The sequence below is a fragment of the Chitinimonas sp. BJYL2 genome (assembly GCF_027257935.1).
Taxonomy (GTDB): Bacteria; Pseudomonadota; Gammaproteobacteria; order Burkholderiales; family Chitinimonadaceae; genus Chitinimonas.
The window spans coordinates 14,572-38,311 of sequence record NZ_JANZKW010000003.1 but is presented as its reverse complement, the minus strand read 5'-3'; the positions used below and the strand labels follow the sequence as shown (position 1 = coordinate 38,311).

Annotated in this window: 18 protein-coding genes; 7 read left to right on the top strand and 11 right to left on the bottom strand. The window is 61.2% G+C overall.

Features of this window, described 5'->3' with window-relative positions; translation table 11 throughout:
* Positions 1-33 precede the first annotated feature (33 nt).
* From O9X62_RS09980 to rimP, 9 genes are all read right to left on the bottom strand, one after another.
* Positions 34-2,289 carry a diguanylate cyclase gene (locus O9X62_RS09980; RefSeq protein WP_269532699.1) on the bottom strand — a complete coding sequence of 752 codons (2,256 nt, stop codon included), beginning with the start codon at positions 2,287-2,289 and terminating at the stop codon, positions 34-36.
* 11 nt (positions 2,290-2,300) lie between these two features.
* Entirely contained in the window at positions 2,301-5,147 is a 2,847-nt protein-coding gene (locus O9X62_RS09975; protein ID WP_269532698.1) for an EAL domain-containing protein, read from the bottom strand.
* 184 nt (positions 5,148-5,331) lie between these two features.
* Positions 5,332-7,464 (bottom strand): polyribonucleotide nucleotidyltransferase, encoded by a 2,133-nt coding sequence (pnp, locus tag O9X62_RS09970; RefSeq protein ID WP_269532697.1) that lies wholly within the window; start codon positions 7,462-7,464, stop codon positions 5,332-5,334.
* A 268-nt stretch (positions 7,465-7,732) separates the two neighbouring features.
* Positions 7,733-8,002: a 30S ribosomal protein S15 gene (gene rpsO / locus O9X62_RS09965; protein WP_269532696.1), complete on the bottom strand. Its 270-nt coding sequence runs from the start codon at positions 8,000-8,002 to the stop codon at positions 7,733-7,735.
* Positions 8,003-8,084: 82 nt separating this feature from the next.
* The gene (gene truB / locus O9X62_RS09960) at positions 8,085-9,017 is read right to left on the bottom strand and encodes a tRNA pseudouridine(55) synthase TruB (protein WP_269532695.1); all 933 of its coding nucleotides are present in this window, start codon (positions 9,015-9,017) and stop codon (positions 8,085-8,087) included.
* Complete coding sequence (gene rbfA, locus O9X62_RS09955) at positions 8,998-9,390, bottom strand: 30S ribosome-binding factor RbfA (RefSeq protein WP_269532694.1); 393 nt, start codon at positions 9,388-9,390, stop codon at positions 8,998-9,000. Before rbfA ends, truB begins: the two co-directional genes overlap by 20 nt.
* Positions 9,391-9,539: 149 nt before the next feature.
* Positions 9,540-12,317 (bottom strand): translation initiation factor IF-2, encoded by a 2,778-nt coding sequence (gene infB, locus O9X62_RS09950; RefSeq protein WP_269532693.1) that lies wholly within the window; start codon positions 12,315-12,317, stop codon positions 9,540-9,542.
* A gap of 17 nt (positions 12,318-12,334) precedes the next feature.
* On the bottom strand, positions 12,335-13,837 hold the full coding sequence (gene nusA / locus O9X62_RS09945) for a transcription termination factor NusA (RefSeq protein WP_269532692.1): 1,503 nt from the start codon (positions 13,835-13,837) through the stop codon (positions 12,335-12,337).
* 63 nt (positions 13,838-13,900) lie between these two features.
* The gene (gene rimP / locus O9X62_RS09940) at positions 13,901-14,332 is read right to left on the bottom strand and encodes a ribosome maturation factor RimP (protein ID WP_269532691.1); all 432 of its coding nucleotides are present in this window, start codon (positions 14,330-14,332) and stop codon (positions 13,901-13,903) included.
* A gap of 322 nt (positions 14,333-14,654) precedes the next feature.
* Between rimP and O9X62_RS09935 the strand changes: the two genes are divergently transcribed.
* The 7 genes from O9X62_RS09935 (at position 14,655) to O9X62_RS09905 (ending at position 20,848) form a co-directional block, all read left to right on the top strand.
* A complete protein-coding gene (locus O9X62_RS09935) occupies positions 14,655-16,343 on the top strand; it encodes an AMP-binding protein (protein WP_269532690.1) in 1,689 nt (562 codons plus the stop codon).
* Between the two features lie 118 nt (positions 16,344-16,461).
* A complete protein-coding gene (locus O9X62_RS09930; RefSeq protein WP_269532689.1) occupies positions 16,462-17,619 on the top strand; it encodes a PilT/PilU family type 4a pilus ATPase in 1,158 nt (385 codons plus the stop codon).
* Positions 17,619-17,975: an ArsC family reductase gene (locus tag O9X62_RS09925; RefSeq protein ID WP_269532687.1), complete on the top strand. Its 357-nt coding sequence runs from the start codon at positions 17,619-17,621 to the stop codon at positions 17,973-17,975. The genes O9X62_RS09930 and O9X62_RS09925 overlap by 1 nt, the downstream gene beginning before the upstream one ends.
* A 2-nt stretch (positions 17,976-17,977) precedes the next feature.
* Positions 17,978-19,111, top strand: a complete 1,134-nt coding sequence (dapE, locus tag O9X62_RS09920; RefSeq protein ID WP_374708395.1) for a succinyl-diaminopimelate desuccinylase — start codon at positions 17,978-17,980, stop codon at positions 19,109-19,111.
* Between the two features lie 23 nt (positions 19,112-19,134).
* The gene (locus tag O9X62_RS09915) at positions 19,135-19,896 is read left to right on the top strand and encodes an SDR family NAD(P)-dependent oxidoreductase (protein ID WP_269532685.1); all 762 of its coding nucleotides are present in this window, start codon (positions 19,135-19,137) and stop codon (positions 19,894-19,896) included.
* Between the two features lie 78 nt (positions 19,897-19,974).
* Positions 19,975-20,523, top strand: coding sequence for a GNAT family N-acetyltransferase (locus O9X62_RS09910; protein WP_269532684.1), 549 nt, complete (start codon positions 19,975-19,977; stop codon positions 20,521-20,523).
* Positions 20,524-20,620: 97 nt separating this feature from the next.
* The gene (locus tag O9X62_RS09905) at positions 20,621-20,848 is read left to right on the top strand and encodes a hypothetical protein (protein ID WP_269532683.1); all 228 of its coding nucleotides are present in this window, start codon (positions 20,621-20,623) and stop codon (positions 20,846-20,848) included.
* Between the two features lie 117 nt (positions 20,849-20,965).
* Here O9X62_RS09905 and clpA read toward each other — a convergent pair whose 3' ends face one another.
* A complete protein-coding gene (gene clpA / locus O9X62_RS09900; RefSeq protein WP_269532682.1) occupies positions 20,966-23,239 on the bottom strand; it encodes an ATP-dependent Clp protease ATP-binding subunit ClpA in 2,274 nt (757 codons plus the stop codon).
* Positions 23,239-23,547 (bottom strand): ATP-dependent Clp protease adapter ClpS, encoded by a 309-nt coding sequence (clpS, locus tag O9X62_RS09895; protein ID WP_269532681.1) that lies wholly within the window; start codon positions 23,545-23,547, stop codon positions 23,239-23,241. Before clpS ends, clpA begins: the two co-directional genes overlap by 1 nt.
* Between the last annotated feature and the right edge of the window lie 193 nt (positions 23,548-23,740).

Below are 23,740 nucleotides of genomic sequence, written 5' to 3'. Positions count from 1 at the left end.
GTGGCCGCCCTGCGGCCACAACGCCCTGTGTCCTTAGTGATCGGCGAGCGCTTGTGCGCTGCCTTGGGCCAAGGCGGTCTCCGAGAGCGAGGTCTTGTACGCCAGCTCCCCGCTGTGAAGCAAGGCGGCGAGGTTCAGTTCCACTGCCGAGGGCCCGCCGCCCAGCGCCAATGCCCCCAACCATCCCCGTCGCCCGCCCTGCTTGACCAGATACAGTGCCTGGTCGGCCAGTTCCACCACCTGCGCCCACGCCAGCGGGTTGCCATCTCCCCGAACCATCGGAAAGCAGGCGTAGCCTATCGACATCGTCACCGGGAGCAGGCGCCCGTCTTCCAGCAGGATGGGCTGCTCCGCCATCGCGTTGCAGATGCGTTCCGCCAGATGGTGTGCACGATCACGCCCCGCATCACGGGACACCACCATGAACTCCTCGCCACCCCAGCGCACCACGTAGTCAGAGCCTCGCACGGCATGGCGCAAGCGATTGGCCACTTCCCGCAAGACCTGATCACCCGCGGCATGCCCAAACTGGTCATTCACACGCTTGAAGTAGTCGATATCCGCCAGATAGAACACCACATCCCCAGCCTGTGTGGCCTGGCCGCGAACATCGGCTTGGTGCCGACGCAAAGCCTGGGCAACATCGGTCTCGATATGCTGGAGGAAAAACCGGCGATTATGCAGCCCCGTCAAGGCATCGGTCAGACTGGCTTCTTCCAGCGTACGGTTCGCCGCCTCCAGATCACGGGTGCGCTCACGTACCCGCGCTTCAAGCTGCTCATTCGCGGCCGCCAGCTCCGCCAGCATGCGCCGGTACTCGTTATGCGCCAGTACATGCTCGACCAGTGCACCAAGGTGAGAGGCAAATAGCACCTCATCGCGACTCCAGCTCGCCACTTTGTCCTGACGGACAATCACGAACATCCCGACCAGCTCGCCATGCTGGCGCAAGGGAACCTCCAACGCAGACCGGGGTAACTGCCCCAGACACAAGGCAGACAGGATGGCGGGCTGGGGATGCAGCCGCACATCGTGCACCACGCGTACTTCCTGCAGGACAGCCAAGGCCACAGCGGATTCGGTCGGCTCTGCGCTGCGGGTTTCCAGCGCGGCGGCATGATTCGCCGCAAGGCGCAGCTGACCTGTCGGCTGGCATAGCCAGAGCAGGGCAAGACTCGCATTGAGTACCTGGGTGCCGGTCTCGCAGATGCGCTGCAAGGCCCGCTCGCCATCTTCGCCCTGCAGGCAAGGATCACCACTGAGCGCAAGCAGTGCCTCTATGGGTGGTTTGTCCGACAAATCGAACTGGCGCAACTCATCCAGTCGCTCGGCTACGACCAACTGGCGGATCAGCTCGCCTTGCAGGGACTGGCTGTAGCGGGTATGCATCAGCGCCTGAGCCAGATCACCCCGCAGTTCCGCCAGTCGAGCCAGCCATTCATGGCAATCTGCCTGCTGCCGCCGGGAGCCGGTCCGGGTCGCAACGGCCAAGGCTTGCTCGTAACCCTCCGTCGCTTCCGCCAATGCACCGCGTACCCGCAGCAGGTCGGCAAGCGTGCGGTAAGCACCGCCAAGCAGCCAGTCATAACCAGCCGCCTGGGCTTGCTTGAGGGCGATCCGGGTATGCTGCTCGGCCTCGTCGAAGGCCGCCTGACTGAGCGCCAGCGCCCCCAGATGCCAATGCGCCTCGGCTTCATAATGACGCACACCCGCAGCACGGGCGGCATCGATACCGCGTTCGAACTGGCGCCTTGCGGCATCCAGTTCACCGATCATTTTCAGATTGAAACCCTGATTGATGGCGACCTTGCTGATCAGATAAGGATCCGCCAACTCATCAGCCAGCTTGCTGGCGTCGCGGTGGAGACGCTCGGCGGTGGCACCATCGCCCATGGCATCATAAACCTGCCCCAAACCGATACGTGCCTCCACGCCGGCATGGTGGTTGCCGCACAGCTGGGCCAACTCGATGCACCGTGCCCAATACTGGGCCGCCTCACGGTATTCACCGTCGGTGTAGCGTATGCGTCCTATGGCTTCGAGCAGGGATGCCGCCTGCCAGGCCAAACCCTGCTCCTCCGCCTCGGTCAGGGCCTGGAGCAATTCCGGCAACAGAACAGCCGCCTCGCCCACCATTTCCAGACAGACATGGCGACGGTGCAGGGCATCCAGCACCAGAGTCCGGTTGCCTGCGCCATCCGACCGGGCAATCAGCGCGGCATAAAGGCGCGCTGCGAGACGCGGATGGCGACGCTCGCAGCGGCGGATACGGTCGAGAGAGGCTTGCATGGCCTGGTTCGTCAGGCGGGGGGCTGCCAGCGCCCTTGGGCCAAAAAGGCCGCCAGATCGTCCGGCGCCAGCGGACGGCTGACCAGATACCCCTGCACTTCACCGCAACCTTCCTGGCGCAGGAAGCGCCACTGTTCTTCCGTTTCCACCCCTTCGGCAATCACGTAGAGGCCCAGGTTGCGCGACAGATGGATCACCGCGCGGGTGATGGCGCTGTCATCGGAATCGCCGGGGATATCCATCACAAAGGAGCGGTCAATCTTGAGTTTGTCGACCTTGAAGCGCTTGAGGTAATTGAGCGAGGAGTAGCCGGTTCCAAAGTCGTCGATCGCCAGCTTGAGCCCCATGCGCTTGAGCGCCGCCAGCGTGCCGATGGTGGATTCCACGTCCTGAACAATGACGCTCTCGGTCACCTCTAGCGCCAGCCAGCGTGCGTCCAGCCCGGTTTCATTCAGGGTGCGTGCAATCTCGTCGACCAGTTCGCTGCGATAGAACTGCACTGCCGAGAGGTTGACCGCCACCTCGATGGGCGGAAGCCCGGCCTGCTGCCAGCGCAGGTTCTGCATGCACGCTTCACGGAGCACCCACTGGCCTATCGCACCAATCAGGCCGCGCTGCTCGGCGATGGGAATGAAGTGCATGGGGCCGACCAGCCCGCGCTCCGGGTGCTGCCAGCGTACCAGCGCTTCGACACCCACAATGCGGCCGGTTTCCATCTCGACCTGGGGCTGGTAATGCAGCACGAACTCGTTGCGTTCCAGCGCACGCCGCAGCTGGTTCTCCAGCGCCAGAATCTCGCGCGCCTTGGTGTTCATGTCGGCGGTGTAGAAGCTGAAGGTGTTCCGGCCATTTTCCTTGGCGTGGTACATGGCGGCATCGGCATTGCGGACCAGTGTGTCGTAGTCTTCGCCATCCACCGGGTACACCGCCAGACCCAGTGAGGGTGTGACTACCAGTTCATGCTCATCCAGCACGAAGCTCTCCGCGAGACGCTCCAGCACCCGCTCGGCCACGTAGCTCGCATCCTCGCTCTTGTCGAGATGGCGCAACAGGATCACGAACTCGTCGCCCCCTAGGCGCCCCACCACATCGCCGGCGCGCAATGCGTGGTTCAGGCGCACCGCCACCTCCTTGAGCAGGCGATCACCTACATCATGGCCCAGTGAGTCGTTGATGGTCTTGAAGTGATCAAGGTCTACGAATATCAGGGCGCGCTGCTCGTCGTGGCGCTTGGCCTCATCAATCGCGGCCTCGGCCAGATCCCGGAAGTAGCGCCGGTTGGGCAGCTCGGTCAGCGCGTCAAAACGGGCCAGCTGAAGGATGCGTTCCTGTGCCTGCTTGGCATCGCTGATATCACGGATCAGCGTGACCACCTCGCCGATCCGGTCGGTCACATCCCGGACTACATTGATCTGCACCCAGGCCGGGAACACCTCGCCCGACTTGCGCCGGAGCGGCACCTCGCCTTGCCAGGCGCCCTCGTTGATGTACTGACGATTGATGTTCTCGTAGACACGCGGGTCCACCTCCGGATCGCGCAGCAATGCCGAGGTGCTGCCCAGCACTACCTCGGTGGGATAGCCCAGCATCTGAGTAAAGGCGCGATTTACCGACTTGATGTGATTGTCGGCCCCGACCACCATGATGGCTTCTGCCGTGTTATCGAACACCTTGCCGGCCAGCTCGGTGCGCATGGCCGCCGCCTTGAGTTCGATCAGATCCCGGAAGATGCGCCAGATGCCGATAGGCTTGCCGTCCGCATCGCGCATCAGTACGCCCTTGGCGCTGACGGGCAGATGGGTGTGATCGGGGCGGATCAGGTCAATTTCGTACTCGCCGCAATGACCGTCGACCATGACCTTGGTCTGGATCATCTGCTCATCGTGATTTCGCCAGGGCTGTGCCACGCACTGGATGAACGGGCGGCCAACCATATCCTCATGCTGCAAGCCCAGCAGCGCCAGCAAGGCCGGGTTCACATCCTGTACCGCACCTTGCAGATCCACCACGCAGATGCCATCGAGATTGGACACGAACAGCTCGCGGTATTTGGCTTCAGATGCGCGCAACGCTGCCTCGGTGTGCATGCGTTCGACAATATCCTGTTCCAGCGCCTCGTTCTTGTCGTGCAGCTCACGTATCAGGCGGCTCAGTTCGCTGCGCGCCCAGGTCAGCCGACGACCCAGATCGCCGATCTCGTCATCTCGTGTCCACTCGGGTGGTGCAAAGCTGGCATCGTGATCGGTCAAGGCGCTGGCCTGCTCGGTCAGGCGCCGCAAGGGATTAAGGAACCGGGAGTTGAGCAGCAGCAGGATCAGGAAAAGACTGACGCCCAGCTCCAGACCGATCAGCAACACGAATTCCTTGGCCTGCGAGCGCAGCCGGCGATCCAGCTCGCCATCATCAAACTCGATCGCGACCTTGCCAATGATCTGGTCGCCGTAGCGTACCGGCTGTTCCAGCTGGGTGACCGAGCCGGTGCGTCGCTCTGGGCGCACCTTGGCGATAAAGGGCTCGCCGGGGAAGCTGCCATCCACGCGCACCGAGACGATGCGCGGATCCTTGAGCGTGGTATCGACTAGCGGCTGACCCGCATTGATGGACAAATCCCACAGCGGCTGCCGCAAGCCGAGCGCGAGCGTCTCCAGCATGCGTTCCTGTTCGGCACGGAACTGCTTGGTCAACTCGACCCGGCGGCCCTCCAGCATGAGCAAGGTAAACAGCACGCCCGGAATCAGCACGCCACCGGCCACCACGAGGATGAACAACTGCCTCAGGCTGATTCGGTGACGCACGGTCTGGCTGCGCTCAGCATCGGATCGCGGCGGCAGATCGGCCGTCGCGCGGGCTTGGTCCATATTGTCTCCGCGGTATGGTCAGCGCGGTTGTCACCGGATTGCGGCGACGGTGCGCTGCTGCCACTGTGTTCAGTTGGTTTTATGCCAGAAGTATCCGATACCGCGCGAGACTAAGCAAAATACCTAGACGAAAAAAAGCCCGGCATTGCTACCGGGCTTTTCGGGTTGCCATCGGCCTGAAGAATCAGGCCTCGGCCACCGGTGCGGCAACTGCCGGGGCTTCATCAGCCAGTGCTGCCTTGATGGACAGGCGCACACGGCCCTTTTCGTCCTGCTCCAGTGCCTTCACGCGGACAATCTGGCCTTCCTTGAGGTAGTCGGCCACATTGTTGACGCGCTCGTTGGCGATCTGGCTCACATGCACCAGACCATCACGGCCCGGCATGATCTGGACGATGGCGCCGACGTTCTTGTCGAGGATCTTCACGACCGGACCTTCGTAGATCTTGCCGATCTCGATTTCCGCAGTGATCTCGGCAATACGACGCTTGGCCTCATCGGCACCCTCGCTGGATACCGAGGCGATGGTGATCGTGCCGTCATCCTGAATGTCGATCTGGGTGCCGGTCTCCTCGGTCAGCGCACGGATCACGGCGCCGCCCTTGCCGATCACGTCGCGGATCTTCTCGGGGTTGATCTTCATCGTGTACAGACGCGGTGCATGCTGCGACACCTCGGTGCGGGCGTTGCCCAACGCATCCTTCATGATCGCGAGGATGTGCTGGCGGCCGTCCTTGGCCTGATCCAGCGCCACCTGCATGATTTCCTTGGTGATGCCCTGAACCTTGATGTCCATCTGCAGTGCGGTCACGCCATTGACGGTACCGGCCACCTTGAAGTCCATATCGCCGAGATGATCTTCGTCACCCAGAATGTCGGTCAGCACGGCAAAGCGGTTGCCTTCGAGAATCAGGCCCATGGCCACACCGGCCACGTGATCCTTCAGCGGCACGCCGGCATCCATCAGCGACAGCGAACCACCGCAGACTGAGGCCATCGACGAGGAACCGTTCGACTCGGTGATTTCCGACACCACACGCATCGAGTAGCTGAAGTCTTCCGGCTTGGGCAGCACAGCCAGCAAGGCGCGCTTGGCCAGACGGCCGTGACCGATTTCGCGACGCTTGGGCGTACCCACGCGGCCGGTTTCACCCGTCGAGTAGGGGGGGAAGTTGTAATGCAGCATGAAGCGGTCGCTGAACTCGCCCATCAGCGCATCGATCTTCTGCTCATCCTGCTTGGTGCCCAGCGTGGCAACCACCAGCGCCTGGGTTTCACCTCGGGTGAACAGCACCGAACCGTGGGTGCGTGGCAGCACGCCGGTGCGGATTTCGATCGGGCGCACGGTGCGGGTGTCGCGACCATCGATACGCGGGTAACCATCCAGAATCTGGTTACGCACGATCTTGGCTTCCATATTGTGGAAGATGTCCTTGATCTGGTTGGCGCGCAGCGTATCCGTGTTTTCATCAATCAGCGCTGCAGCCACCTTTTGCCAGGCTTCATTGAGCTTGGCGGTACGTGCCTGCTTTTGCGGAATGCGGAAAGCCAGCTTGATGTCTTCGCCGCCGGCTGCGGCGATCTGGGCTTCCAGCTCGGCATCGGTCGCGGGCGGGGTGAACTCGAACATCTCCGGGTTCACTTCATCGGCCAGCTCGTTGATGGCCTTGATGGCGGCCTGCATCTGTTCGTGACCGAACACCACGGCGCCCAGCATCACGGCTTCGGACAGTTCCTGCGCTTCCGATTCCACCATCAGTACCGCACGTTCAGTACCTGCAACCACCAGATCCAGTTGTGAGGTTTCCAGTTCGGTCTTGCTGGGGTTCAGCAGATACTGGCCATTGGCATAACCCACACGGGCAGCACCAATCGGGCCCTGGAACGGCAGGCCGGAAATCGCCAGCGCAGCCGAAGCACCAATCACGGCGGGGATGTCCGGATCGATTTCAGGATCAACCGAGACCACCGTCGCAACGATCTGGATTTCGTTGTAGAAACCTTCGGGGAACAGCGGACGAATCGGACGATCGATCAGGCGCGAAGTGAGGATTTCTTTTTCGGAAGGACGGCCTTCGCGCTTGAAGAAGCCACCGGGGATCTTGCCGGCAGCATAGGTACGTTCCTGATAATCCACGGTCAGCGGAAAGAAGTCCTGACCGGGTTTGACATTTTTGGCACCGACTACGGTGACCAGCACAACGGTGTCATCCATCGAGACCAGCACGGCACCCGAAGCTTGACGAGCGACTTCGCCGGTTTCCAGTTTTACAGTGTGATTGCCATAGGCAAACGACTTGGAGATGCGATTGAACACGCCTGTTTCCTTTTCGACTTGTCATGGTCAGCGTCCATGACGAATTACCGCCGGCGCGCTGAGTTCGGGATATCCGACGCCGGGGTTCTGGCCAACCACTTGCCCCGGAAGGTGGCCAGAACCACCTCACCTTCCGCGGAATTTCATTCTTGCCCGGTGAGCCGGACCGTCTATCGGTCGGCGCTTTGGATGCCTTTGGCATGCAGGAGCCGGCGCGGCCCCAAAATGACAAAAAGCCGCTGCGGGGCAGCGGCTTTTCGGGTAACGCTTACTTGCGCAGACCGAGCTTGGCGATCAGCTCACGGTAACCTTCGAGGTTGGTGCGCTTGAAGTAGGTCAGCAGCTTGCGGCGCTGGTTCACCATCTTCAAGAGACCGCGACGGCTGTGGTTGTCCTTGGAGTGGGCCTTGAAGTGACCGGTCAGGTCATTGATACGTGCCGTCAGCAGGGCAACCTGCACTTCGGTCGAACCGGTATCGCCAGCAGCGCGTTGGAATTGCTTGACGATGTCGGCTTTTTGTTCGGTATTGACTGCCATGGGGTAAAACTCCGTTACATATGAAGCACCTTGCGGTGCAGACGAGCAAGGCGAGTCTTGCGACCCCTCCCGGCTCCTATTTTTACTTGCCTGTCGCGCCCATCACGGCGGCGCACAGCCTGCGCGGATGCAGCGTGGACCCGTCCATTTCGCCCAGCCCCAGAAAGACCGGATGACCCGAACCTTGGTCGCCGTAAATACGCAAGCCGCGGATTATCTCATGCTTGCCGTCAAAACGCACTGCCATTCCATGCAGCACGCGATGAGTGGCATCGGCATCCAGCCTGATCTCGGGCAAATCCAGCAGCAGGCTATCCACCGGCAACAGACTTGCCATGCGATCCCGCTCGGGCAATGCTTCAAAGGCCTCAACGGTCATGGCGTCCGCCAGCGAGAACCCCGCTGTCTGCGTACGTCGCAAGGCGATCAGGTGCGCACCGCACCCCAGCGCCTCGCCGATATCCTCTGCCAGGGTGCGGATATACGTGCCCTTGCTGCAGCGCACATCCAGCACCAGCGTATCGGCCGTGCTGGAGAGCAAGTCAATGGCGTAGATGGTGACCCGCCGCGCAGGCCGATCCACTGTCTCACCCTGACGCGCGTATTCATACAGCGCCTTGCCCTCGTGCTTGAGTGCCGAATACATGGGCGGCACCTGGTCAATCTCGCCGGTAAAGCGCTGAAGTATCTGGCCCAGAACGGTCATATCCAGCGAAACGGGACGACGCAGCAGTACCTCGCCCTCGGTATCACCCGTCGTTGTGGTCGCGCCAAGCTGGACCGTGGCGGTATAGCGCTTGTCGGCATCCAGCATGCGCTGTGCGAACTTGGTTGCATCACCGAAACACAGCGGCAACAGCCCGGTAGCCAGCGGATCAAGCACGCCAGTGTGCCCGCCCTTCTCGGCCGACAGCAGCCAGCGGCAACGCTGCAGCGACTGATTGCTGGACCAGCCCAAGGGCTTGTCGAGCAGCAGCACCCCGTGTACCGGGCGCTTAATCCGCTTTGTCTGCATCGTCTGCGTCAGCCGGCTTGTCGGAACCGGTCATTTCCATCGCCTGATCGATCAGCTTGTCGAGCGACATGCCATATTCGACCGAACGGTCGTAGTGGAAGTGCAGCTCGGGCATCTTGAACAGCTTGATGCGCTTACCCAGCTGCGAGCGCAGCCAACCAGAAGAACGATCCAGCGTGGCTTGCGTCTCGGCCTCGTCGCCCTTCATCAGGGTGTAAAAGACTTTGGCGTGGCTCATGTCGCGCGTGACTTCAACGCCGGTCAGGGTCACAAAACCCACACGCGGGTCTTTGAGTTCAAGCCGGATCAGCTCGGCGAGTTCGCGTTGTATCTGGTCCGCCACGCGGTCGGAACGGGTGAAATCTTTGGGCATAGTGAGTGAGGTATCCGGCGCGAGGGGTGAGGTGTACCTCGCTCCCGCCAAGCAAGCATGAAAAAGACAACAGGCGCAAAGTCGTCAGACCTTGCGCCCGCCGGATGCATCAGGGCGAGACGAACACCTCACGCCTCACCCCTCACACCTCACAGGGTACGTGCCACCTCAACGATTTCGAAGGCTTCGAGCATGTCGCCTTCCTGGATATCGTTGTAGTTCTTGAGCTGGAGACCGCACTCGAAACCCGCCTTGACTTCCTTGGCATCGTCCTTGAAACGCTTGAGGCTTTCGAGCTCGCCCTGGTGGATGACCACATTGTTGCGCAGCAGGCGTACACCCGAGCCACGACGAATGACACCTTCGTGGACCAGACAGCCGGCAATCGAACCGACCTTCGAGATGGTGAAGACCTGACGGATCTCGACCATACCGGTGATCTGTTCCTTCTTTTCCGGTGCCAGCATGCCCGACAGCGCGGCTTTCACTTCATCCACGGCGTCGTAAATGATGTTGTAGTAGCGCAGATCCACACCCTCGGCCTCGGACAGCTTGCGCGCAGCCGAATCGGCGCGCACATTGAAGCCGATCACCACCGCCTTGGAAGCCAGCGCCAGGTTGACGTCGGATTCCGTGATGCCACCCACGGCGGAGTGCAGGATGTTGACGCGCACTTCGTTGGTCGAAAGCTTCTGTAGGCTGGCAGCCAGCGCTTCGCTCGAACCTTGCACATCGGCCTTGATGATGATGGGCAGCGACTGCACTTCGCCCTCGGTCATCTGGGCCATCATGTTTTCGAGCTTGGACGCTTGTTGCTTGGCCAGCTTCACATCGCGGAACTTGCCCTGACGGAACAGGGCGATTTCACGCGCCTTCTTCTCGTCAGCCAGCACCATGGCATCCTCACCGGCGTTCGGCACTTCGGACAGGCCGAGAATCTCGACCGGAATCGAGGGACCAGCTTCGTCGATCGGCTTGCCGTTCTCGTCCAGCATGGCGCGGACCTTGCCGAATACGGCGCCGGCCAGCACGGTATCGCCCTTGCGCAGGGTACCGGACTGGATCAGCATCGTCGCAACGGGGCCGCGGCCCTTGTCCAGACGCGCTTCAATGATGATGCCCTTGGCGGGCGCATCGGTCGCAGCCGTCAGTTCCAGCACTTCCGCCTGCAGCAGGATCGCGTCGAGCAGACCATCAATGTTCGTGCCCATCTTGGCCGACACTTCGATGAACTGGGCATCGCCACCCCAGTCTTCCGGCACCACTTCGTGGCTGACCAGTTCCTGGCGGATACGCTCGGGGTTGGCGCCCTGTTTATCGATCTTGTTCACGGCAACCACGATCGGCACCTTGGCTGCCTTGGCGTGGTGAATCGCTTCAATCGTCTGCGGCATCACACCGTCGTCGGCAGCCACGACCAGCACCACCAAGTCCGTTGCACTCGCACCACGGGCACGCATGGCGGTAAACGCTTCGTGACCCGGGGTGTCGAGGAAGGTGATCATGCCCTTGGGCGTATCGACGTGATATGCGCCGATATGCTGGGTAATGCCGCCGGCTTCGCCCGCCGCCACCTTGGCGCGACGGATATAGTCCAGCAGCGAGGTCTTGCCGTGGTCGACGTGACCCATCACGGTGACGACCGGTGCACGCGGCAGCAGCTCATGCTCCTGCTTCCCGGCGCCATCCAGATAGGTTTCCGGATCATCCAGCTTGGCCGCCTTGGCAACATGGCCCATTTCTTCGACCAGAATCATGGCCGTTTCCTGGTCCAGCACCTGGTTGATGGTCACCATCATGCCCATCTTCATCAGGGCACGGATGACTTCGGTCGCCTTGACGGCCATCTTGTGCGCCAGATCGGCCACGGAGATGGTTTCCGGCACATCGATTTCGCGCACCAGCGGCTCGGTCGGCGCCTGGAAGCCATGCGAATTGTCGTCATTGCCGCCGCCACCGCCACGCTTGCCACCCTTGCGGCCGCTCTTCCAGCCATTACCCGCGGCAGCATCGCCACCACGCGTCTTGAGGCCGGCACCGCGACGTTTGGCGCCTTCGCCCCAGCCATCCTGCGTCGCTGCTGCGCGCTTCTGGTCTGGGTTCGCTGCTGGCTTGGTCGCATCCTTCTTGGCCTCGCCGGGCTTGCTGGGTGCGCGATGCAGGGTGTGATCGGTATTGGCAGGCTTCTTCGGCGCAGCCGCAGCCTCGGCCGCAGCCTTGGCGGCGGCTTCCTGTGCAGCTTTGCGCGCTGCCTCGCGGTCTTGCTTGGCCTTCAGGTCAGCAGCCTGGCGCTCCAGCAGTGCGCGCTGGCGGTTGGCCTGTAATTCACGGGACTGCAGTTCGGCAACGCCCAGAATATCGGCGCGCGAGGGTTGCGGACGGGCAACCGCTTTTTCTTCCGGCTCAGCAGCCGGCTCAGGCTCAACAAGCACTTCAGGCTCGGGCTCAACGGGCGCGTCGACAACCGGCTCAGCCACCACCTCCACAACGGGTTCGGCAACGACTTCAGCCACCGGCTCCGCCACCAGCTCGGGTTCCGGCGCCGGTGCGATATCGGCTACCGGTGCCTGGTCAGGCTCGGGCAAGTCGTGCTCGGGCTCTGCCTGTAGTGCGGCTTCCGTGGCGGCCAGCTCTGGCGCCAGTACCACACGCTTTTTCTTGACCTCGACCTGAATCGTGCGGTTCTTGCCGCTGGCATCCGCCTTGCGGATTTCCGTGGTCTGCTTTCGACCCAGCGTCACCTTGGGCTTGTCCATGACCGACCCGTGCACGCTGCGCAGATAGCTCAGCAACTTGGTCTTGTCCTGTTCCGTCAGCAGATCGTCCGTACCGGATTTTTCGACACCGGCAGCGCGCAGCTGATCCAGCAGGTGCTGCGGCGGCATACGCAAATCCGCAGCGAATTGACTTACATTCATTTGGCTCATTCCTTCTCCCGTCCGCCTCAGCCTTGCTGCTCGGTAGCCTGGTCCTGTTCGAACCAGTGAGCGCGTGCGGTCATAATCAGTTGCTTGGCGGCGTCGCTGTCCATACCGGTCATCTCGACCAGTTCATCGACAGCCAGCTCAGCCAGGTCGTCACGGGTAGCAATACCGTTGGTCGCGAGTGCACGAGCGATCTCGGGGGTGATGCCGTCGAGATTCTGCAAGGCTTCCATATCGCTTTCGACTTGCTCTTCCTTGGCAATGGCCTGCGTCAACAGTGCATCACGGGCACGTGAGCGCAGTTCGTTGACCAGATCCTCGTCGAAGCCGTCAATATTCAGCAGCTCGCTAACCGGAACGTAAGCCACTTCTTCCAGGGTGGTGAAACCTTCCTGCACCAGGATTTCAGCGACTTCTTCATCCACATCGAGCGAGGCGATGAACAGCTCGCGCGACTTGGCGTATTCGACTTCATGCTTCTGCTCAACCTGCTCCAGCGTCATGATGTTGAGCTGCCAGCCGGTCAGCTCGGACGCCAAGCGCACGTTCTGGCCGCCACGGCCAATCGCCATGGCCAGATTCTCTTCGTCAACCGCCACGTCCATGCTGTGGCTCTCTTCGTCGACCATGATCTTCTGGACTTCGGCCGGGGCCAACGCACCCAGCACGAACTGCGCGGGATCGGCCGACCACAGCACGATATCGACGCGCTCACCGGCCAGCTCGCCCGTTACGGCTTGCACACGCGAACCTCGCATGCCGATACAGGTGCCTTGCGGGTCAACGCGCGGGTCGTTCGACTTCACGGCGATCTTGGCGCGCACGCCAGGGTCGCGCGCCGCGCCGCGGATCTCGATCACGCCCTCTTCGATTTCAGGCACTTCCAGCTCGAACAGCTTGGCGATGAAGTCCGGTGCGGTGCGGCTGAGGATCAGCTGCGCGCCACGGGCATCGCGGTCGATCTTGAGCAGATAGGCGCGCACACGGTCGCCAACCCGGAGGTTTTCCTTGGGGATCATGTACTCGCGTGGCAGCTTGGCTTCGAGCTTGCCGACTTCGACGATCGCATTGCCGCGTTCGATACGCTTGATGGTACCGGTAACCAGGTGTTCCTTGCGATCGAGGAAATCTGTCAGGATCTGCTCGCGCTCGGCGTCGCGGATACGCTGCAGGATGACCTGCTTGGCGGTCTGGGCGCCGATGCGGCCAAACTCGATCGGCTCCAGTGGTTCTTCGTAAAACTGACCCACCGACAGGCCCAGGCCTTTTTCATTGACATCGGTCATGGCGTACTGACGCGACGGCTCTTCGTGATCGTTGTCCTCAACGACTTCCCAGCGGCGGAAGCTCTCGTAATCGCCCGTCTGGCGATCGATCGTCACACGTACATCGATGTTGTCATCGCCGTAACGCTTTTTGGTAGCGGAGGCCAGAGCCAGCTCGAGCGCGCCGAAAACGATATCGGGCGCCACGTTCTTTTCACGCGCCAATGCATCAACCAACAACAGAATCTCACGACTCATTTCTTGAATACCTCCAACCGTATCGCTCGGGCCTTCGCCCCTGTATCTCGGAATCGCTCCGCCTCAGAACACCGGTACAAGGCGAGCCTTGTCGATCTGGGCCAGCGCAACAGCGACCATTTGTTCAGGTGCAACCAGCACCTCGACCTTGCCATCCACCACGCCGCGCAACTCGCCTTGCAGCGTTTTACGGCCGCCCTCAAGCGGCACGCGCAACTTGATCTTGACCTGCTGACCCGCGAAGCGAACGAAGTCCGCCTCCTTCTTGAGTGGCCGATCCATCCCGGGCGAGGACACCTCCAGGCGCTCGTAGCTCACGTTCTCCACGGTAAACAGGTGCGTCAGGTGGTTACTCACCTTGACGCAGTCGTCGAGCGTGATGCCGTTCGGGCTGTCGATGAAGAGACGAACCAAGCCGTTTCGGGCCAGTTCAAGATCGACCAGCTCGTAGCCGAGGCCGGGCAGGGTGTTGTCAAGTAGGTGCTGGATGTCCATATCGCGTCGCAGAAAAGAAAAGTGGGCTACTAAGAGCCCACTTCTCTGGTGCAAGAACTGAAATCCCCGCTATTTTAGCGACTTAGGTCACTTATGAACAAGTCGAATCCTGCTTTGATACGCCGAAAGGCGGGATATCACGCACGGGCAACCATCACGCAGGGGGTTTTGGGGCGATTTTACACCAGATCGAGCGATTGCTTGGTTGGGTCTTGGCTTGGATTCGTCTATTCCGGTACAGTGCCCGGCAGTGGCGCGATGCGACGCCCCTCCTGCCCGTCAGTGGCAGCGTACAGATACAGCAGACACGGAGACAGCAAAGATGGAAAGAATCTGGTTGAACCAGTATCAGCCCGGCGTGGCCGCCGACATTGACGTCAACGAGTTCCAGTCAGCCGCTGAGGTTTTCGAAACCAGCGCACGCAAGTTCCGTGATCGCCCGGCCTTTGCCAATTCGATCAAGTTTGCCGCCCGCACCATGAGCTACGGCGAGATCGACGACGCCTCTCGTGATCTCGGCGCCTATCTGCAGCACGAACTCAAGCTGGGCAAGGGCGAGCGTGTCGCCATCATGATGCCCAATCTGCTGCAGTACCCCGTGGCCGTGTTCGGCGCACTGCGCGCCGGCCTCACCGTGGTGAACGTGAACCCGCTGTACACGCCGCGCGAGCTGGAACACCAGCTCAAGGACTCCGGCGCTACCACCATCATCATTCTGGCGAACTTTGCCCATGTGCTGGCCGAGGTCATCAACAAGACCCCGGTCAAGAACGTGATCGTGACCGAAATGGGTGACCTGCTCGGCTTCAAGGGCACCATCATCAGCCTGCTGCTCAAGCACCTGAAGAAAATGGTGCCGGCCTACAATCTGCCGCAAGCCGTCAGCTTCAATGGCGTGCTGGCCATCGGCAAGCGCCACGAACTCAAGAAAGTACCGGTCGGCCACGACGATATCGCCTTCCTGCAGTACACCGGCGGCACCACAGGTGTCTCCAAAGGCGCCATGCTGACCCACCGCAACATCATCGCCAACATGCAGCAGGCCCACGCTTGGCTCAAGCCACTGGTCAAGGAGGGCGAAGAGGTCATCGTCTGCGCCTTGCCGCTGTACCATATCTTCTGCCTGACCGCGAACTGCATGGTGTTCAGCAAGATCGGCGGCCTGAATGTGCTGATCACCAACCCGCGTGACATCCCCGCCTTCGTGCAGGAACTTGGCAAGTTCCCGATCACCTGCATGACCGGCGTGAACACCCTGTTCAATGCGCTGCTGAACAATCCGGACTTCCCCAAGCTCAACTTTGCCACCTGGAAGTTGGCGCTGGGCGGCGGCATGGCCGTTCAACGTGCCGTAGCAGAGAAGTTCAAGCAGATGACCGGCGTGCCGCTGATCGAAGCCTACGGCCTGACCGAAACCTCGCCGGCCGCCTGTATCAACCCGATGAACCTGAAGGAGTACAACGGTTCGATCGGCCTGCCCGTTCCCTCCACCGACATCCAGATCCGCGATGCCGATGGCAAGGAACTGGGTTTCGAGGAACCGGGCGAGCTGTGGATCAAAGGCCCACAGGTCATGAAGGGTTACTGGAACCGCCCTGAAGAAACCGCCAAGTCCATCGATGCCGATGGCTGGCTGGCTACAGGCGACATGGCCATCGTCCATCCGGACGGCTTCGTGAAGCTGGTCGACCGCAAGAAGGACATGGTGCTGGTCTCGGGCTTCAATGTGTACCCGAACGAGGTGGAGGACGTGGTCGCCATGCACGCTGGCGTGCTGGAAGTCGCCTGTATCGGCGTGCCCGACGACAAGTCCGGCGAAGTCGTGAAGATCTTCGTGGTCAAGAAAGACCCGGCGCTGACCGAATCCGATCTGCTTGAGCACTGCAAGAAGAACATGACCGGCTACAAGGTGCCCAAGTTCATCGAGTTCCGTGCCGAGCTGCCCAAGACCAACGTGGGCAAAATCCTCCGCCGCGCCCTGCGCGATGAAGAATTGGCCAAGTCCAAGTAACTCGCCAGCCGGCACACGCCGGTCGGCAATCCTCCGCAAACCCGCCGCCATGGCGGGTTTGTTTTTTGTGCGTGCTAAACTTCAGGCACCTATCCCAACCCCAAGACGGGCCGCCGCAATGAACCTGCTCCCCTTCTTCAAGATGATGGCCGAAAAGCAGGCCAGCGATCTCTTCGTTACGGCCGGCAGCCCGGTGCAGGTCAAGATTCAGGGCGTGCTCTACCCGGTCAACCAGCAGGTGCTGCAACCCGCGCATGTGAAGTCGCTGGCTTATGAGCTGATGACGGACGACCAGCGAAACAGCTTCGAGGCCGAGTGGGAAATGAATTTCGGCCATCAGGTGGAGGGTGTGGGTAACTTCCGCGTCAATGTGTTCCGCCAGCGCGGCAATATCGGCATCGTGGTTCGCTACATCAAGGCCATCTCGCCCACCATTGATGATCTGCGCCTGCCCGAAGCGCTCAAGCAGCTGATCATGGAAAAGCGCGGGCTGATCTTTGTGGTCGGCTCCACCGGCTCAGGCAAGACCTCCTCGATCACCGCCATGCTGGAGCACCGCAATGCCACCAGCCCCGGCCATATCCTGACGATTGAAGACCCGATCGAGTACCTGTACCCGCATCGCAAGAGCATTGTCAGCCAGCGCGAAGTCGGTATCGATACCCACAGCTTCTCCGACGCACTCAAGAACGCCATGCGTGAGGCCCCGGACGTGATGATGATCGGTGAAATCCGCGACAAGATGACCATGCAGCACGCGCTGACCTACGCGCAGGCCGGTCACCTGATCATTTCCACGCTGCACGCGAACAACAGCTATCACTCGATGAACCGGATCATCAACTTCTTCCCGCACGAAGCACGGGAGAGCCTGCTCATGGACCTGAGCGTGGCGCTAAAGGCCGTGATCTCGCAGCGGCTGGTCAAGAACAAGCAAGGCAAGCTGATTCCGGCGGTGGAAGTCATGGTCAATTCGAGCCGCATTGCCGAGCTGATCAAGAACGGCGAAATCGACCAGATGAAAGAAGCGATGGAGCAAAGCCTGTATCAAGGTTCGCAAACCTTCGAGCAGGCCCTTTACAAGCTCTACCGCGACGGCGAGATTACCTACGAGGAAGCCATGGCCAATGCCGACTCGGCCACCAACCTCGCCTGGCTGATCAACAACGCGCAGTCACTCGAAGAGAAGGAAGCCGAACGCGCCACCAAGCGCCAGGCCACCGAGGCCGCACAGTCTGCGGAACCCGAAATCAGCTTTGATATCGACTTACACTGATGTCCACTTACACCCTCTACGGCATCCCCAACTGCGACACGGTCAAGAAAGCCCGCACTTGGCTCGACGCCCAACAGATCCCCTACACCTTCCACGACTACAAGAAGCAAGGTGTGGATACAGCGCAGCTGCAAAGCTGGATACAGGCACTGGGCTGGGAAGTGCTGGTCAATCGCCAAGGCACGACTTGGCGCAAGCTCGATGCAGCGACGCAAGCTGCCATCGTCGATGCCGGCAGCGCCATCTCCCTGATGGTCGCGCAACCTTCGGTGATCAAGCGGCCAGTGCTCGTGGGTGGCAGCAAGCCGCTGGTCGGCTTCAAGCCCGAGCTGTACGCAGCTGCCTTCCCCGGTTGAGCATCATGCAGGAACCCACGCTCACCCTGACCGAACAGCTGATCACGCTGCATTCGATCACGCCCCGGGATGCCGGTTGTCAGGCCATTCTGGCCGAGCGCCTCAACGCACTGGGTTTTGTGGTGGAACCCATGCCCCATGGCGATGTGGAAAACTTCTGGGCGCGCCGCGGCAGTACCGGCCCGGTGCTGTGCTTTGCCGGCCATACCGATGTGGTGCCGACCGGCCCGCATGAGCACTGGCATACGCCACCGTTCGAACCGGTACAGCGCGATGGCTTCCTGTATGGCCGCGGCGCGGCCGACATGAAGGCCTCTCTGGCCGCCTTTGTGGTGGCCATCGAGCAGTTTCTGGCCGAGCACCCGGATCATCGTGGTTCGATTGCCCTGCTGATTACCTCCGACGAGGAAGGCACCGCCGTTGACGGCACAGCGCGCGTCGTCGAGACCTTGGCAGCACGTGGCGAAAACATCGACTACTGCATCATCGGTGAACCCACCTCCAGCCAACGCTTTGGCGACACGATCAAGAATGGCCGGCGCGGCTCGCTTAGCGGCGTGCTGACCATCTACGGTATCCAGGGCCATGTCGCCTACCCGCATCTGGCGCGCAACCCCGTACACCAGGCTGCTCCGGCGCTGGCCGAGCTGGCCGCCACCGTCTGGGACGAAGGTAATGCCTACTTCCCACCCACGACCTGGCAAATCTCCAATGTGCATGCCGGTACCGGCGCGGGCAATGTGATACCGGGCGAGATGACGGTGCAGTTCAACTTCCGCTACAGCACCGCCAGTACGGCAGAGAGCCTCAAGGCACGCATGGCGGAGATACTCGAACGCCACGGGCTCGATCACCACATTGCCTGGACGCTCAGCGGCCGCCCCTTCCTGACACAGCCGGGCGAGCTATCCTCCGCACTGCAACAGGCCATCGCAGCCGAGGCTGGCGTGCAGGCCGAACTCTCCACCTCGGGCGGCACCTCCGATGGCCGCTTCATTGCCGCCATCTGCCCGCAAGTGGTCGAATTCGGCCCGATCAACGCCACCATTCACCAGCTCAACGAACGCGTCGCCATCGACGATTTGCCGCGCCTCAGCGCCGTTTACCGACGCACATTGGAACAGCTGCTGGGTTGAACACCCAAGCCACGGAAAGACCCATGCACGCACCCCGCATCGCTCTCGTCACCGGCGCCAGCGCCGGTTTTGGCCTCGCCATTGCCCGCCGCCTGCTCGCCGAGGGCTGGCACGTCATTGCTGCCGCGCGCCGCCTTGATCGGCTGGACGCACTGGCCGCCGAGTTTCCAGGCAAGGTGCTGGTACGGGGACTGGACGTCAGCCAGCTCGACGCCGTGGCGACCACGCTGGCTGACTTGCCGGGCGAATGGCAGGCCATCGACCTGCTCGTCAACAACGCCGGCTTGGCGCTGGGCCTGGCGCCTGCGCATCAGGCCGACCTGGGCGACTGGCAGACGATGATCAATACCAACTGCTTGGGCCTCGTGGCGGTCACACGTACCATCCTGCCCGGCATGGTGGCGCGCAATCGCGGCCTGATCATCAATATCGGTTCGATTGCCGGCGATTACGCCTACCCCGGTGGAAACGCCTATGGCGCGACCAAGGCTTTTGTCCACCAGTTCAGCCTCAACCTCAAATCCGACCTGCTGGGAACGGCCGTGCGCGTCAGCTGCATTGAACCGGGTCTGGCAGGCGGCAGCGAATTCTCGCAAGTGCGCTTCAAGGGTGATGAGACCAAGGCGCAGACCGTCTACAAGGGCACCACACCACTCACTCCCGAGGACATTGCCGAGACGGTGGTCTGGCTGGCGCAACTGCCACCTCATGTGAATATCAATGTGATCGAGATGATGCCGGTGTGTCAGGCTGCCGGCCCCTTGGCCATCCACCGGTCCGACTGATACCGGGCAGGGCGTTTGTCTCCGGCCTGGTGATCAGTCTAGCGACGCGGTCCCACTCCATCTCGCCTCAGGTGCAATATGCATTTCCGCTCCCTCCCGGCCATCGCGCACGACGCCGTGCATCTCCGACCGCTACGTGCCTCGGATTTGGCGGTATGGGCCGCTTATTTGAACCAGCCTGCCGTGTATGAGCACACTAGCTGGAATCATCCGACCGTCGAAGATCTGAGCGGATATCTGGGCAATGAAACCCATGGCGAACCCGATTCACGCCTTCGTCTGGCAATCGCCTTGCAAGATGGTGATGAACTGGTTGGCACCATTGGATTTCATAGCGTCGCCCCGGTCAACAAATCGGCTGAACTCGCTTATGACTTGAGTCCAGCGTTCTGGGGCAAGGGCATCGCGACCGCCGCAGGCAATGCCATCGTGAGCTGGGCTCATCAAGATGTTGGCCTTGTCCGGGTACAAGCCACCATACTGGAATCCAACCTCAAATCCCGCCGCTGCATAGAGCGCATGGGGTTCGCTCAGGAAGGCTTGCTGAAAAGCTACCGGCATGTACGCGGCACACCACGCGATTTTTTCATGTATGCACGTTTGGCTGGCCACGGCAGTTGCAACTGACCTTTCGGTCTGCCAGATGGCCTCACGCTCTGGCTATGCCCCCTTCCCGACCCGCGGTCTTCTGGTCACGCCCGTCCACACCCCAATCAGTTGCCCAATGATGACCACCTTCGTCCGCAAAGCGCTTCTCATTCTGGTCGCCCTGGGTATCGCCTGCGGCCTCACGCTGCTGCCCTGGTTCCTGCTCTTTCATGTCATCCCGGACTCGCTCAGTAATATCTGGGGCATGACGGCCATACTATGGGCTCCCTTGGCGCTGCTGCTGGGTGTGGCAGCCGGGGGGCTGTTTGCTTTCATGCTCTGGCCGCGGCAAAGACCTGAATAGTCGCCAATCGGACGGGGTCGGGTTCGCGATTGGCCCAGTGCTGCGCCTGGCTTAACCGACAGCCAACAAAAAGCCCCGCATGACGGGGCTCTTTGTTGCTGCGGCAAGCGGGTCTGATCAAGCAGGTTCTGCCACTTTCTCGTCGATCTGCAAGATCACCTTGTCATCGCCATCAACGTCGATGGTCACATCTCCACCACTGGCCAGACGACCAAACAGCAACTCATCGGCCAGCGCCTTGCGGATGGTGTCCTGAATCAGGCGCGCCATCGGCCGCGCACCCATGAGCGGATCGAAACCCTTCTTGGCCAGATAGGCCTTGAGTGCATCGGTAAAGTGCGCCTCGACCTTCTTCTCGTGCAGCTGGCTTTCTAGCTGCATCAGGAACTTATCGACCACTTGCAGGATGATGTCCTGATTCAGCGGTGCAAAGCTGATCACGGCGTCCAGACGGTTACGGAACTCCGGCGTGAAGAGACGCTTGATCTCGGCCAGCTCGTCCCCCGCCGTCTTGTTGACGGTGAAGCCGATGCTGGTCTTGTTGAGCGCTTCCGCCCCCGCGTTCGTGGTCATCACGATGATCACGTTGCGGAAGTCCGCCTTGCGGCCGTTGTTGTCGGTCAGCGTACCGTGATCCATCACCTGCAAGAGCACGTTGAAGATATCCGGATGCGCCTTCTCGATCTCGTCGAGCAGCAGCACGGCGTACGGATGCTTGGTGATGGCTTCGGTCAGCAAGCCACCTTGATCAAAACCCACATAGCCCGGCGGGGCGCCGATCAAACGGCTGACGGCATGGCGCTCCATGTATTCGGACATATCAAAGCGGATCAGCTCGATACCCAGCGTGTACGCCAGCTGGCGGGCCACTTCGGTCTTGCCCACGCCCGTCGGACCGCTGAACAGGAAGGAGCCGATCGGCTTTTGCGGGTTGCCAAGGCCAGCACGTGCCATCTTGATCGATGTCGCCAGAGCGTCGATGGCATTGTCCTGACCGAACACCACGTTTTTCAGATCGCGATCCAGTGTCTTGAGCGTGTTGCGGTCATCCGTGGAAACGCTCTTGGGCGGAATCCGCGCAATCTTGGCAACGATCTCTTCCACCTCGGGCTTGCCGATGGTTTTCTTCTGCCGCGACTTGGGCAGGATTTTCTGCGCGGCACCCGCCTCGTCAATCACGTCGATGGCTTTGTCCGGCAGGTGGCGATCATTGATGTATTTGGCCGACAGCTCGGCCGCGGTGGTCAGCGCAGCCGCCGTGTACTTGACGCCATGGTGCTCCTCGAAGCGGCTCTTGAGCCCTTTGAGAATCTCCACGGTCTGTTCCACGGTCGGTTCGGACACATCGATCTTCTGGAAACGACGCGACAGCGCGTTGTCCTTCTCGAAGATGCCGCGGTATTCCGTGTAGGTGGTCGCGCCTATGCACTTGAGCGTGCCGTTGCTCAGCGCGGGCTTGAGCAGGTTCGAGGCATCGAGCGTGCCGCCCGAGGCCGCACCTGCACCGACCACAGTGTGGATCTCGTCGATGAACAGGATGGCGTTGCGGTCTTCGGCCAGCTGCTTGATCACGGCCTTGAGGCGCTGCTCGAAATCGCCACGGTATTTGGTGCCGGCCAGCAGCGCGCCCATATCGAGCGCGTACACGGTGGCATCGGCGAGGATATCGGGTACATCGCCATCGACTACGCGCTTGGCCAGGCCTTCGGCAATGGCGGTCTTGCCCACGCCGGCCTCACCCACCAGTAGCGGGTTGTTCTTGCGCCGGCGGCACAGCACCTGGATCACACGCTCGATCTCGGTATCGCGGCCGATCAGCGGGTCGATACGGCCCTGCGAGGCAGCGAGATTCAGGTTCAGCGTGAAGCTCTCCAGGGCACCATGACTGGTCTGCTCGGCTTCATTCTCGTGTTCGTTATCGTGCTTGGGCGCACTCTGGCTGCCGCCGGCCTGCGGCGATACCTTGCTGATGCCGTGGGAGATGAAATTGACCACGTCGAGCCGGGTAATGCCCTGCTGATGCAGGAAGTAAACCGCGTGCGAATCCTTCTCGCCAAAAATGGCGACGAGCACATTGGCGCCGGTCACTTCCTTCTTGCCCGACGACTGCACATGCAGGATGGCGCGCTGGATGACGCGCTGGAAACCGATCGTCGGCTGGGTCTCCACATCCCCCGAGCCGGCGACGAGCGGTGTGTGTTCGGCGACGAATTCGGTCAACTCGCGACGCAGTTGGTCCACTTTGGCACCGCAAGCGCGCAGCACCTCCTGCGCGCTGGGGTTATCCAGCATGGCGAGCAACAGGTGCTCGACCGTGATGTATTCGTGCCGCTTCTGCCGGGCCTCGACAAAGGCCGTATGCAGGCTGACTTCAAGTTCCTGGGCAATCATCAGTTTTCCTCCATCACACACTGCAGCGGATGCTGATGCTGCCGTGAAAAATCCATGACCTGTGCGACCTTGGTCGCGGCGACGTCCTTGGAATAGACGCCACAGACACCCTTGCCCTCGGTGTGCACCTTGAGCATGACACGGTTCGCCCGTTCATGGTCCATGCCGAAGAACTGTTGAAGTACGATCACCACAAACTCCATGGGCGTGAAATCGTCATTGAGCAGCACCACCTTGAACATGGCGGGAGGCTTGACGACGGTGGGCAACTTGGCGAGTTCAACGCCATCTTGGTGCTTGCTGGGCATGTTCAGGTTTCGGATCCGGTATCACCTGCCCTCTAATTTTGGCCCGCTTGGCCCGCATTTCAAGTGACGTATTTCCCCGACACCCGCAAAAACACGTGCTCGCGGGGCTTGACGGCCAAAATCCACGGGCGTACAAGGCGAACGTTTGGATTCAAGTTGGTAGCTAGTACCGGCTGTCGGCTGTACGCGGTTG